Origin of the sequence: Pandoraea nosoerga, assembly GCF_902459585.1 — a bacterium.
GTDB lineage: Bacteria > Pseudomonadota > Gammaproteobacteria > Burkholderiales > Burkholderiaceae > Pandoraea > Pandoraea nosoerga.
In genome coordinates this window covers 142,386-155,623 of the sequence record NZ_CABPSC010000001.1, presented here as the reverse complement: position 1 = coordinate 155,623, position 13,238 = coordinate 142,386, and the positions used below count along the sequence as shown (strand labels likewise).

Genomic DNA, 13,238 nt, shown 5'->3' with positions numbered 1-13,238 from the left:
GCATGAAGTAAACGCGAAATGCCGCGCGACCGCAAGGGTAATTTACGCGTCTAAGGGTTTTACATGACACAACGACGCACGTAAGTACTTGTTTAATCGTGGTCGATGGCGCCATGTCGAGACGAGGCGCAGGCGGGTTGTGCGGCGGCAGGACGCCGCCGCACGGTCAGAAAAGGTGCAACTTATTGCCTGGTGACGGAGAAGGGCGGAAGCTGATAGCTCCACGTTTCGCTCACGGCCTTGCCGCCGGAGACGAGCGCCGCGCGCATTTCGACCACCTTGGACGGGTCCTTCACCATCACGCGCAGGTTCAGGCGCACGCCGCGCGTGACCGGGTTCGGCTGCAGCGTCTGCTCGATGACGGTGGCGTTCTCGCTCACGCTGACCTGCGGCGTGAGCGCGCCGGCCGGCAGCGACGCGAGCGGACCGCCGTCGAAGTCGACCACGAGCCCGGTGCTGCCGTCGAAGTGGCGAATCAGGTTCGCCTGCGTGATCTCGCCGGCGGTGCGCAGCGTCTGCTTCACCCAGGCGAGGTTGCGCTCGATGATGCCGCGCTCGTTCATCGTCCAGCGGATCGTGTAGTCGGCCTTGAGCGGCTGGCCCTTCGGCGGCAGTTGATCCGGCGTCCAGAACGCGCCGATGTTGTCGTTGGTCTCGTCGGGCGACGGGATCTCGACCAGCTCGATGTGCCCCTTGCCCCAGTCGCCCTGCGGCTCCACCCAGGCGCTCGGGCGCAGATCGTAGCGATCCTTGAGGTCCTCGTACTGCGCGAAATCGCGGCCGCGCTGGAGCAGGCCGAAGCCGCGCGGGTTCGTTACCTGGAACTGGCTGATGGCGAGATTGCGCGGGTTGTTCAGCGGACGCCAGATCCACTCGCCGTTGCCGGCATGAATGGCCAGTCCGTTCGAATCGTGCAGCGCCGGACGGAAGTTGTAGGGATCGCGCTGCTGGTTGGGGCCGAACAGGAACATGCTCGTGAGCGGCGCAATGCCCAGCTTGGTCACCTTCTCGCGCAGGAAAACGCGCGCTTCGACCTTGAGTACCGAGTCTTCGCCCGGCGTGAGGTCGAAGCGATAGGCGCCGGTGGCGCGTCTGGAATCGAGCAGTGCGTAGAACACGAGATGCTTGTCGCCGGCGGCCGGCCGCTCGATCCAGAACTCGCGGAACGCCGGGAATTCCTCGGCGATGGGCAGCCCCGTGTCGATGGCCAGCCCGCGCGCGGAAAGCCCGTAGACCTGTCCCTTGCCGATCACGCGGAAGTAGCTCGCGCCGAGCACGCTCATGATTTCGTCGAGCTTGCCCGGTTCGTTGATTGGGTAGAGCACGCGAAAGCCCGCATAGCCGAGGTTGTGCGTGGCGCTGCGCTCGAGCTTGAGGTCGCCGAAGTCGAAGCGGCGCGAGTCGTACTTGATCTCGTCGATCTTCGCGTTGGGACCGTTGCCAACGATTTCGTTGATTTTCACCGGCGTGCTGAACTGCATGCCCTGGTGATAGAAACCCAGGCGGAACGCCGTGGGCTGATCGTTCCATTCGAACGCCTCGCGGCGCGGCTGGATCTTGATGTAGTCGCCGAACTGCATCCGGGCGAACTCGGGGGTGAGATTGCTCGCCGGCGCGGTGTAGGGCTTGTCGGCCAGCGTTTTCGCGCGGGCCGTGACGTCATCGAGGGAGAAGGCATGGGCTTGCGCGGCGCTCAGCACGGCCGTGCACGCCACGATCACGGGGGCGAACGCTCGAACGCGTTTGCGCCAGGACATCGCAGAGGAAAACAGAACCAAGAATCTCTCCAAAAAAACGGTGGCTCGACACCGGACGGAACGCCGTCGCCGGGACTGCATGGCGGCGTGAAGCTCACATTGTGGCAAAGTATCGCATTTCGCGTCGTTCACAGGGCCACGGCTCTCGTGTGCGGCACCAATCGTCAAGCCGACGCGCGTGCAGGCCGCGGCGTGGCTCCCCGGACGTGCCGGGCCCAGGCCGCCGCCTGCCGGTGACCATGCGTCGCGCCTCATTGGATCGCTTTGTCATGAGAATGTTCTGCGCATTGGCGCTTGCCGCCAGTCTCGTCGTGGCGCCGGCCTTCGCCGACGCCCCGGTTGCCGGGAGTACCTCCGCTGCCATGCCGTCGGCGGCGGCGAAACGGGCGTTCATCGATGATCTCGTCGCGCGCATGACGCTCGACGAGAAGATCGGCCAGTTGCGCCTCATCAGCATCGGCGCCGACATGCCGCAGGCCCAGCTCATCAAGGAAATTGCCGCGGGGCGCGTCGGCGGCACGTTCAATTCGGTCACGCCGGCCGACAATCGTCCGCTGCAGGACGCCGCTTTCAGGCAAAGCCGCCTGAAGATACCGATCTTCTTCGCATACGACATCGTGCACGGTCACCGCACGGTGTTTCCGATCAGCCTCGGCCTTGCGTCGAGCTGGGACATGTCGGTGGTGAAGAATGCCGCGCGCGTGGCGGCCATCGAAGCGAGTGCCGACGGCATCGACGCGACCTTCGCGCCGATGGTCGACATCTCGCGCGACCCGCGTTGGGGCCGCACCTCCGAAGGCTTCGGCGAAGATCCGTATCTCGTCTCGCAATGCGCGCGGGCAAGCGTGCAGGGCTTCCAGGGCACGTCGCCCGCGAATCCGGACAGCCTGATGGCGTTCGTGAAGCATTTCGCACTGTACGGCGCGGTCGAGGGCGGGCGCGATTACAACGTAGTGGACATGAGCCCGATGCGCATGTATCAGGACTATCTGCCGCCTTATCGCGCCGGCCTCGACGCGGGCGCGGGCGGCGTGATGATCGCGCTCAACTCGATCAACGGCACGCCGGCCACGTCGAACAAGTGGCTGCTGCGCGATCTGCTGCGCGACGAGTGGGGCTTCAAGGGCGTGACGGTGAGCGATCACGGCGCGATCGAGGAACTCATGCGCCACGGCGTGGCGAAGGACGGCCGCGAAGCGGCGAAGCTCGCCATCGAGGCGGGCGTCGACATGAGCATGGCCGACGTGCAGTACCTCAGGCAGTTGCCGGACCTGGTGAAGTCGGGCGAGGTCCCCATGCGCGAGATCGATGAGGCCGTGCGCGAGGTACTCGGCGCGAAGTACGACATGGGCCTCTTTGCCGATCCCTATCGCCGGATCGGCGACGCGTCGCGCGATCCGAAGGACGTAAACGCCGAGAGTCGCCTGCACCGCGCCGCGGCACGCGACGCCGCGCGCAAGTCGGTCGTGCTGCTCGAGAACCGTCACGACACGCTGCCGCTCAGAAAGGCCGGCAAGGTCGCCGTGATCGGCCCGCTCGCCGACGCCAGGATCGACGTCATGGGCAGTTGGTCGGCGGCCGGCAAGTCGGCGCAGGCCGTCACGCTGCTGCAGGGCGTGCGCGACGTGCTGGGGGCGCAGGCGCAGGTGACGTATGCGCGCGGCGCGAACGTCACGGACGATCCGCGCGTCGTCGAATACCTCAACTTCCTCGACTGGGACAATCCGGAAGTCGTGCAGGACAAGCGCACGCCGCAGCAGATGATCGATGAAGCGGTGCAGGTCGCGCGCGAGGCCGACACGCTCATCGTGGCGGTGGGCGAGTCGCGTGGCATGTCGCACGAGGCGTCGAGCCGCACGAGCCTTTCGCTGCCCGGCAGCCAGCTCGCGCTGCTGCAGGCGCTCAAGGCGACCGGCAAGCCGCTGGTCGTCGTGCTGATGAACGGCCGGCCGCTCGATCTGAACTGGCCGCAGGCGAATGCCGACGCCTTGCTCGAGACGTGGTACACGGGCACCGAAGGCGGTCACGCGATCGCCGACGTGCTGTTCGGGGACTACAACCCGTCGGGCAAGTTGCCGATTTCGTTTCCGCGCTCCATCGGCCAGATCCCGACGTACTACAACCAGTTGCGCATCGGTCGCCCGTTCACGCCGGGCAAGCCGGCGAACTACACCTCGCAGTATTTCGAAGAGGATTCGGGCCCTCTGTACGCGTTCGGCTACGGGCTGAGCTATACCTCGTTCGAAGTCTCGAGAGTGAAGCTCTCGGCGAAGACCCTCGCGCGCGGCGGCACGCTCGATGCCAGCGTCACCGTGCGCAACACCGGCAAGCGTGAAGGCGAGACCGTCGTGCAGCTCTATTTGCAGGACGTGGCCGCATCGATCGTGCGCCCGAACAAGGAGCTCAAGGGCTTCCAGAAGGTCAGCCTGGAGCCGGGCGAAGCGCGCACGGTGCACTTCGCCATCGACGAAAGCCTGTTGAAGTTCTACAACGCGAAGCTGCAGTACGTGGCCGAGCCGGGCGACTTCAACGTGCAGATCGGGCTCGATTCCCAGCACGTCGAGCAAGCGACTTTCACGCTGCAATAACCGCCTTCGCGGGACGAAGGGGTCACACCGCCTGCCGCTGGAATTGCCCCGCGAGGAATTCCACGCAGGCCCGCACCTTGGCCGACGACGCCACTCGCGACGGGTACACCGCCCACACGTTCGCCGGCTGCGTGACCTCGGGCAGCACCTGTACCAGGTCCCCTCGCGCGATGAGCGCGCCCACGTCCCACATCGAGCGAAGGACGATGCCTTGCCCGTCGAGCGCCCACTGCACCGCCACTTCGCCATGGTTGGTCGAGAGCGGGCCGGTGACCTTGAGCGACACCGCCTCGCCGCGCTGCTGCAGCCGCCACACGCCGAACGGATGGTCGCGCTCCTTGATCACGATGCACGCGTGTCCGGCGAGATCGCTCAACTGACGCGGCGTGCCGTGCGCGTCGAGATACGCCGGCGAGGCGCACAGCACGCGATGATTGTCGGCAAGCTTGCGCGCGATCAGGTGCGGCGCGATGTCGTCGCCAATGCGCACGTCCAGGTCATAGCCCTCGGCGGCGACGTCGACGAGGCGATCGAACAGGTCGAGACGGACGTTCAGTTGCGGGTGCAGCGCGCGCAGACGCGACATCGCCGGCGCCACCACATGGCGTCCGAACCCGAAGCTGCTGGAAACGCGCAACGTGCCGCGCGGCACCTGACGCGTGCTCGACACGTCTTCGACGAGACGGTCCACGTCGTCGAGAATCTTCTCCGCCCACGCGTAGACCCGCTCCCCGGCGTCCGTGATCGCCACACGCCGCGTCGAGCGATGCAACAAGCGCGTGCCCAGGTCCGTTTCGAGCATGCTCACGCGCTTGCTTACATAGGCCGGCGAGACGCCCAGCGCCTCGGCCGCCGCGGAGAAACTCGCGCGGCGGGCAACCTGGCAGAACACGCGAAGATCGTCGAGGTTCGGGTTGACGGGCAGGCGTTTGTTCACGATTCGTGGATAGTGGATTAACCGATTGTGGGATTTTATCCGCGGTGCAATGGAATAACCTACCGACATTGTGCGAACCGCGCAGTTCACCGGTTTGCCCGGTTTGCCGCTCATCCGCCCTCATCAGGAGACAGACATGACCGCCACGCCCCCCTCGTCAGCGCAGCGCCCGTTCCGGATTGCCGTAATCCCCGGCGACGGCATCGGCAAGGAAGTCATGCCCGAAGGCCTGCGCGTGCTGGACGCGGCGGCCAGCCGCTTCGGCATCGCGCTCGACTACCGGCACATCGAATGGGCGAGTTGCGACTACTACGCCAGGCACGGCCAGATGATGCCGGACGACTGGAAACAGCAGCTCGATGGCGTGGACGCGATACTGTTCGGCGCGGTGGGCTGGCCCGAGACCGTGCCCGATCACATCTCGCTGTGGGGGTCGCTGCTCAAATTCCGACGCGAATTCGACCAGTACATCAACCTGCGCCCGGCGCGACTGTTCGACGGCGTGCCGTCGCCGCTCGCGGGCCGTGCGGCGGGCGACATCGACTTTCTGATCGTGCGCGAGAACACCGAGGGCGAGTATTCGTCGGTCGGCGGGGTGATGTTCGAGGGCACGGAGCGGGAGTTCGTCGTGCAGGAGTCGGTGTTCACGCGTCACGGCACGGAGCGCGTGCTCAGGTTCGCCTTTGATCTTGCGCAGCAGCGCGCCCGCAAGCACGTGACGGTCGCCACGAAGAGCAACGGCATCTCGATCTCGATGCCGTGGTGGGACAAGCGCGCGGCCGAGACGGCGGCGAAATATCCGGACGTGACGTGGAACAAGCAGCACATCGACATCCTGTGCGCGCGCTTCGTGCTCAATCCGGATCGCTTCGACGTGGTGGTCGCATCGAACCTGTTCGGCGACATTCTCTCCGACCTGGGCCCCGCATGCACCGGCACGATCGGCATTGCGCCGTCGGGCAACCTGAATCCGGAGCGAAGGTTCCCGTCGCTGTTCGAGCCGGTGCATGGGTCCGCGCCGGACATCGCCGGCAAGAACGTCGCCAACCCGATCGGCATGATCTGGACCGCCGCGATGATGCTCGACTTCCTCGGTCACGGCGAAGGCCGTGCGCGCGACGCGCACGACGCGATCCTCGCGGCAATCACCCAGGTCATCAAGGACGGTCCGCGCACCGGCGATATGGGCGGGCGTGCGAGCACGACCGAAGTCGGTCAGGCGATCGCCGCCGTCGTGAGTGCGGGCTGAGTCTGCAGGGACTGCTGATTCTCCGGTTGCGGCGGGGTGGCGGGCGACGATGCCGGTGACGTGGGGCGAGCGGCGAAGTGCCGGTTGGGGACGACCGGCACGCCGAGGTTCTCGCGCAACGTGCGGCCTTCGTAGCGCGTGCGGAACAGGCCCCGCCGTTGCAGCTCCGGCACGACCAGATCCACGAACGATGTAATGCCTGCGGGCGCGCTCGGGAACATGATGTTGAAGCCATCGGCCGCGCCCGTCTCGAACCAGTGCTGGAAGTCGTCGGCGATCGACTCGGGGGTGCCGACCAGCACGCGGTGCCCCCCGGCGGTAAAGCGCGTGTAGAGCTCGCGCACGGTCGGCTGTTCACGGCGAATCCAGTCCACCAGCAGCTTCTGACGGCTCTTGTGCGAGTTCGTCTCGGGCACGTGCTCGGGCAATGGCACCTTCGCGTCGAGCGGCAGGCTGCCGAGGTCGATGCCGAGGCTTGCATAGTTCGCCAGCGCGTGCAGCACGACGGCCGGATCGCGATGCGCGAGCAGCGAGTCGTAGATTTCCTGCGCTTCGGCCTGCGTGCGTCCCACGATGGGCGAAACGCCGGGCAGGATGACGATGTGCTCGGGACGCCGACCGTACCTGAGCGCACGCGTCTTGACGTCGGCATAGAAGGCGCGCGCGTCTTCGATGTCCTGCGCGGCGGTGTAGAGCAGCTCGCCCGCGCGCGCGGCCAGCTCGCGGCCTGCCTCGCTCGAGCCCGCCTGCGCAATCACCGGCCAGCCCTGTACCGGGCGCGGCGCGCTGAGCGGTCCGCGCACGCGAAAGTGCTTGCCGCGATGATCGAGCGTGCGAATTCGCGAGGGATCGGCCCATTGGCCCGTCGTCTTGTTTCGTGGGAAGGCGTCGTCTGCGTGGCTGTCCCACAAGCCCGTCACCACGTCGTAGAACTCGTTGGCGCGCTCGTAGCGCAGCGCATGGTCGACGTGGTCGTCGCGATTGAAATTCTCCCCGCCGCCCGTCGACGTCACCAGGTTCCACCCGGCGCGTCCGCCCGAGAGGTGATCGAGCGACGCGAATGCGCGAGCGACGTTGTAGGGCTCGCTGTAGGTGGTGCTCACCGAGGCGACCAGGCCGATGTGTTTCGTCGCGCCGGCCAGACCGGCGAGCAGCACGACCGGGTCCCACCGCGGCGCGCCGGGGCTGTGCGCGAGCGCGACGGGGTCCGTCGACATGAAGAGGTTGTCGAAGAAGAACAGCGCGTCGAAGCAGCCGCGCTCCAGTTCCTGTGCGTAGTGACGGTAACGGGCGAATTGCGAGTCGGCGTCCGTGTCGGTGTCGGGATGGCGCCAGCTGTCGCCTTGCACGGCGGACCCCGACATGTAGGCGCCGAGTCGGAGTTGGCGGGCGGGTTGGGTCATGAGCACGCTCTCTTGCGCGGTTGCGCGTCAAGGATTCGATGAACGGCGTCGCGCGCGCAAATACGTCGCGCGCAAGGCCACGGCAGACCGTCACGATACGGGCGCGAGCGGTGTGCGCACAAACAACGAAATTCGATAAGCACGACACCGGATCCGGCATAAGCAAACCCCTCGCGCGGGTGCTATGGATCGCAATATTCGATGGTTGGGCGCGGCCGGCGGCCTCCCTACACTGACATGTCCGCTCACTCCTGTTGCCGCGCTCGCACGTGGCGTCACAACATGACGAATCCCGCTTCCCGTACCGTTTCCGAAATCAGTCCCGTGATCGATGCGTTCATCGCGGCCTCGGCCATCGCCTTCGGACTTTATGTGTCGGCGCCCTCGCGCGCCGCCCTCATTCGCACGACGCTGGCGCGCTCCACCCGACGCGAAGTGCGCACGCGCTGGCATGCGCGGCTGCGAGAGCGTTGGCCGCAGGTGCGCGCCGGCCTTCGACGTGGCATTGCGGTAGCGCTGAGCGTGGCCGCCATCCTGCCCTTCACCGGCAAGGCGGCCGACAAACCGGTGCTCGTCGTGGGCGATCAGGCCTACAACGCGCAGAGTCTGTTCGAAGCGTCGGACGCCTTGCGCGACGCGCCGTACACCGTCGCATGGAAGCAATTCCCGGCCGGCACGCCGGTAATCGAGGCCGTGAACGCCGGCGCGCTCGACATCGGTCTGCAAGGCGACGGGCCGGTACTGTTTCTCGCAGCGCAAGGCGCACCCGTGAAGGTCATCGGCATCTATCGCGACAGCCCGGACAGCGTGGTGCTGCTCGCCGGAGCGCACACGCAGATCAAGTCGGTGGAGGACTTGCGAGGCAAGACCGTTGCGCTCACGCGCGGCGGCTGGTCGCAACAGCTCGTGCAGGCCGCGCTGGCGTCGAAGGGCCTGCCGCTGGACTCGGTGAAGTACTCGTATCTGGCCTCCGTGGATTCGGCGGCGGCGCTGCAGGCGGGCAAGGTGGACGCGACGGCGACGTGGGAGCCCTACGTCACGCGCTTGCGCCAGGCAGGCGCGCGCACCGTGGTGACGGCGCGCGGGCTGATCGCGGCGCAGAGCTATCTGTCGACGACGCAAAAGGTCATCGATGCCAAGCGCGAGTTGCTGGGGGATTTCGTGCAGCGCTATCAGCGCGCGCGTGAATGGTCGCTCGCCGACCCCCGTCACATCGAGCGTTACGCGGACGTATGGGCGGCGAAGTCGCGCGTCGATCCGAAGCTCGCGCACCAGTGGTTCAGCACCTCGCGCATTCGCTACGAACCGCTCACCGACGCGGCCATCGCCGAGGCGCAGAAGAGCGTGGACGACTTCGTGAAAACGGGCACGCTCACGCGGAGCTTCGACGTGCGCGGCCTGTTCGATACGTCGTTCAACAAGTTCACGCAGGCGGTGCGATAGCCGCATGGCGACGTCGGCGGGCATGCCGGCATGATGCGGGCAGGGTGTGGGCGGAGGGTGGGCGGACCTCGCCGGCGGCGGCAGCCTGAGGGCTCAGGCGTTCGCCCGTTGCAGGACGCGTCCGCCGCCGAACGCGCGCGGGCGCGGCGCGTCCACGCGTTCGCGCAGCAGGGCCACGGCGCGTTGCGCCCGGGCCGACAGCGGCCACTCCGCGCGATGGATGAGCCACAGCGTGTCGACCACCGGCGGGCCGCAGTCGACCACGCGAATGGCCTCCTGCGTGGCGAACGCCTGGCGCGCGTACTGCGGAATGATGGTGAACCCGAGCCCGCGCGCAACGTATTCGAGGATGAGGCTGATCTGATTCGTGCAGCCCTTGCACGGCAGGCTGCGCACCCCCGGATTGCCTGGGAAGCGGCGGCTGAGCAGACGCGTGGCCATCGCTTCTCCATCGGGATGGTCGATGTAGCCGATGCGCCGCAAGTCCTCCCACCTGTGTACGTCTTCGCCGGCGGGCACGACGAGCTCCAGCGGTTCCTGCGTGAAAGGCGTGGCGGCCAGGCGCGGGTCTTCGGGGCGCAGCGTCACCAGGCCCAGCTCGAAGTGGTTCTGCAACACGCCTTCGAGCACTTCGCGGTCCGGCGCGAACCGGTGTCGCACCGCCATGGCCGGATTGGCCTTCTGCATGTCGAGCAGAATCGGACACAGATACAGCCCGATGCTGCCCGGCGTGATCAGCGTGATCTCCCCGCATTCCTCGTTCGCATCGGCAAGCCTCGAGTGCAGGTGCCGTGCCGCGCATTCCACCTCCACGCTGTAGCTGAGCAGCGCCTGTCCGGCCGGCGTGAGCTCGATGGCACGCGGACGCCGCACGAGCAGCGGTCCGAATTCGGCCTCGAGATGCTTCACGTGCTGGCTCACGGCGGCCTGCGTGAGGCCCAGCCGATCGGCGGTGCGCGTGAAGTTACCCAGCTCGGCGAGCGTGGAGAACGACTTGAGCCATTGGGGATTGACCATAATGAACTGTTATCGATCCGATAATCGGTAGATGGTTTTCATTATAGCTAACAGTGACTACCATCGCTTCTGTCGACCGATTTCCGGTCGAGGTGCCGCGCAAGCCGCCGTCATTCTGGCTTCCCGCGAATGCCCTGCGTCCCGACTCAACGAGAAATTCTCATGTCCGCCCTGTTTTCCCCGTTTGAACTCAAGCGCGTCAAGCTGCGCAATCGTGTGGCGATCCCGCCGATGTGCCAGTACAGCGCCGTCGATGGCTTTACCAACGACTGGCATCTGGCCCACTACGCAAGCCTCGCCCGCGGCGGCGCCGGTCTGGTGATCGTCGAGGCGACTGCCGTCTCGCCTGAAGGTCGTATCACGCCGGGCTGTACCGGCTTGTGGAACGACGAGCAGGCGCAGGGCATGGCGCGCATTGCGTCGGCCATCAAGGCGCACGGCGCGGTGCCGGGCATCCAGATTGCGCACGCCGGGCGCAAGGCCAGTGCGAACCGTCCGTGGGAGGGCGACGACCATATCGCCGAAGACGATCCGCGCGGCTGGCCGACGATCTCGCCGTCCGCCGTAGCCTACGGCAGGCATCTGGGCAAGGTGCCGCGTGCCATGACGCTCGACGACATTGCGCGCGTGAAGGCCGACTTCGTGGCGGCCGCGCGCCGCGCGCTGGCCGCCGGCTTCGAATGGCTCGAACTGCACTTCGCGCACGGCTATCTCGCGCAGAGCTTCTTTTCGCTGCATGCGAACCACCGCGACGACGCCTATGGGGGCGACCTCGCCGGCCGCAGCCGCTTCCTGCTCGAGACACTCGCCGCCGTGCGCGAAGTGTGGCCGGAGCATCTGCCGCTCACGGCGCGCTTCGGCGTGCTCGAATACGACGGCCGCGACGATGAGACGCTTGCGGAGTCGATCGAACTCACGCGCCGCATGCGCGACGGCGGCCTGGATCTGCTCAACGTGAGCGTGGGCTTCTCGACGCCCGACGCGAAGATTCCCTGGGGCTCGGCGTTTCTCGCGCCGATCGCAGAACGTGTGAAGCAGGAAGCGGGGATTGCGGTGGCGTCGTCCTGGGGCATCGACGACCCCCGTGCGGCTGAGCGCGTGGTCGCCGACGGCCAGATGGATCTGGTCATGATCGGCCGTGCGCTGCTGGCCAATCCCCACTGGCCCTACCATGCCGCACGCGAGCTTGGCGTGGCGCGCCCGTCGTGGGTGCTGCCCGCCCCGTATGCGCACTGGCTCGAGCGCTACTCGGTGCAGCGCGCCGCCTAGGCATCGCCGTGCATCGCCGCGCATCGCGACTCTCGCGGCGCCGGCATCGAACGCCCCCGCCGCTGTACGACGTGCGGGGGTGTCGTCGTTTGCGCCGCGGCGCACGCCGCGGGCGCTCGCACCGTCACCAGTTGATGTCGACGCACAGCACGTGCAGTCCCTGCTTCGCCGGTGCGGCAATGGAGGCGGTCACGCACAGGTGTGCTTCATTGATCGAGAGATAGGGCGCGGTGAAGTGCACTTCGCCCGGCGCGCGCATGGCCTCGATGAAGTAGGGCCGGCGCGCCCAGTTCGCGCCTTCCGAATGCAGCAGCGGACGGAAGCGTTTGGCGCGTTGCGACGAATGGCTGTCGGGCAGCACGTTGTCGCCGATCTGCCGGCCGGCCGCGTCGAGCAGGAAGCAGCGCGCCGCGTCGGGCAACGCCAGCAGTTCCTGCGCCGCCTGTTTGAGGCCTTGCCCCTGCGCCATGCGCGCGGCCGCCGACTCGATACCGGCGATATACGGTGCGAGCCGCGCATGCTGGGCGCGCTCGCGCTCCACGAGCTGGGTGCGCAGGGCGGCGGAGAGCGCGTCCATGCGTTCGGCCGCGATCTTCGGCGGCACCGGGTCGACGTCAGGCGCGGCGAAGTACTGTCCCTGCACGAAGTCGACGTTGCATTCGAGCGCGATGAGCGCTTCGACGTCGGTCGTCAGCCCGCCCATCATCACGAGTTGCCCCGACTCGTGCAGCAGCGAAACGAGGCCGGGCAGCACGCGGGCCAGATGGGTCTGCTCCGTGGCCTGCGCAAGAATGCCCCGGTCCAGCACCACGATATCGGGACGCAGATCCCACACCCGGTCGATGTTCGAGTGCTTCGCGCCAAAGCCGCCCAGCGCGATCAGGAAGCCCGCCTTGCGCAGGCTGCCGACGATGGCGCCGAAGCGCGGCGTGTCGCCGCCGGCCTGTTCCGGCACTTCGAGCACCACGCGCTGCGGGGAGAGTCCGCTCGCCTTGAGCGTGGCGATGAGCGCGTCGCCGTAGACCGTGTCCATCAGCGCGGCAGGGTGCAGGTTCAGGAAAAGCCACGCGTCGCGGCTGTCGAATTCGCGGAAGTTGTCCAGGTGCAGCGATTCGGCGAGACGGCCGAGTTCGAGCATGTCGCCATGACGCGCCGCCATCGCGAAGACTTCGTGCGACGGCACATGGCGACCTTCGGGGTCGTGCGCGCGCAGCGAGGCGTGATAGCCGATGGCACGCCGGTGCGAGACGGAAAACACCGGCTGGAACACACTGCAGATCGTAAAGTCGCCGTAGAGAACGATGCGCCGGCCGTCTTCGGCCGCGGTCAGTCGGGGCGGCAGCAAACCGGGGGCGTCGAGATCGGTCATGGTCATGGCAGGCAAGCGCGTGGCGTGGGGGCGGCAGCGATAGGTAAAGGATAGGCGAGCAAGAAGCGTGCTCAAAGGCGCCCGGCGGCGCCGGCGCTATTGTCCGCGATTTTTAGGCCCCGTTGTGTCGCATCGCACCAGGCTGCGGCTGTCAGTGCACCGAAATGGGGCCGCAGGGAGCGGTCCCGACGCGTGCGCCGATCGTG

The 13,238-nt window shown here is 67.0% G+C and carries 9 protein-coding genes; 4 read left to right on the top strand and 5 right to left on the bottom strand.

Annotated elements, in window-relative coordinates:
* Window positions 1-182 precede the first annotated feature (182 nt).
* Entirely contained in the window at window positions 183-1,757 is a 1,575-nt protein-coding gene (locus PNO31109_RS00685; RefSeq protein WP_150554145.1) for a glucan biosynthesis protein G, read from the bottom strand.
* 275 nt (window positions 1,758-2,032) lie between these two features.
* Here PNO31109_RS00685 and bglX point away from each other — a divergent pair, with 275 nt between their 5' ends.
* Window positions 2,033-4,345 (top strand): beta-glucosidase BglX, encoded by a 2,313-nt coding sequence (gene bglX, locus PNO31109_RS00680; protein ID WP_150554144.1) that lies wholly within the window; start codon window positions 2,033-2,035, stop codon window positions 4,343-4,345.
* A 22-nt stretch (window positions 4,346-4,367) separates the two neighbouring features.
* On the opposite strand, the gene PNO31109_RS00675 is transcribed toward bglX, so the two are convergent.
* Complete coding sequence (locus tag PNO31109_RS00675; protein ID WP_150554143.1) at window positions 4,368-5,270, bottom strand: LysR family transcriptional regulator; 903 nt, start codon at window positions 5,268-5,270, stop codon at window positions 4,368-4,370.
* Window positions 5,271-5,418: 148 nt separating this feature from the next.
* Here PNO31109_RS00675 and PNO31109_RS00670 point away from each other — a divergent pair, with 148 nt between their 5' ends.
* Complete coding sequence (locus PNO31109_RS00670; protein WP_150553714.1) at window positions 5,419-6,531, top strand: tartrate dehydrogenase; 1,113 nt, start codon at window positions 5,419-5,421, stop codon at window positions 6,529-6,531.
* Here PNO31109_RS00670 and PNO31109_RS00665 read toward each other — a convergent pair.
* On the bottom strand, window positions 6,498-7,934 hold the full coding sequence (locus PNO31109_RS00665) for an LLM class flavin-dependent oxidoreductase (RefSeq protein ID WP_150553713.1): 1,437 nt from the start codon (window positions 7,932-7,934) through the stop codon (window positions 6,498-6,500). The two genes, PNO31109_RS00670 and PNO31109_RS00665, sit on opposite strands and share 34 nt — an antisense overlap.
* Before the next feature lie 282 nt (window positions 7,935-8,216).
* Between PNO31109_RS00665 and PNO31109_RS00660 the strand changes: the two genes are divergently transcribed.
* Complete coding sequence (locus PNO31109_RS00660) at window positions 8,217-9,377, top strand: ABC transporter substrate-binding protein (RefSeq protein WP_174966228.1); 1,161 nt, start codon at window positions 8,217-8,219, stop codon at window positions 9,375-9,377.
* A gap of 93 nt (window positions 9,378-9,470) precedes the next feature.
* Here PNO31109_RS00660 and PNO31109_RS00655 read toward each other — a convergent pair whose 3' ends face one another.
* On the bottom strand, window positions 9,471-10,394 hold the full coding sequence (locus tag PNO31109_RS00655) for a LysR family transcriptional regulator (RefSeq protein WP_150553711.1): 924 nt from the start codon (window positions 10,392-10,394) through the stop codon (window positions 9,471-9,473).
* 162 nt (window positions 10,395-10,556) lie between these two features.
* Here PNO31109_RS00655 and PNO31109_RS00650 point away from each other — a divergent pair, with 162 nt between their 5' ends.
* The gene (locus tag PNO31109_RS00650; RefSeq protein WP_150553710.1) at window positions 10,557-11,663 is read left to right on the top strand and encodes an NADH:flavin oxidoreductase/NADH oxidase; all 1,107 of its coding nucleotides are present in this window, start codon (window positions 10,557-10,559) and stop codon (window positions 11,661-11,663) included.
* A 124-nt stretch (window positions 11,664-11,787) separates the two neighbouring features.
* On the opposite strand, the gene PNO31109_RS00645 is transcribed toward PNO31109_RS00650, so the two are convergent.
* The gene (locus tag PNO31109_RS00645) at window positions 11,788-13,038 is read right to left on the bottom strand and encodes a sensor domain-containing phosphodiesterase (protein WP_150553709.1); all 1,251 of its coding nucleotides are present in this window, start codon (window positions 13,036-13,038) and stop codon (window positions 11,788-11,790) included.
* Window positions 13,039-13,238: the final 200 nt, after the last annotated feature.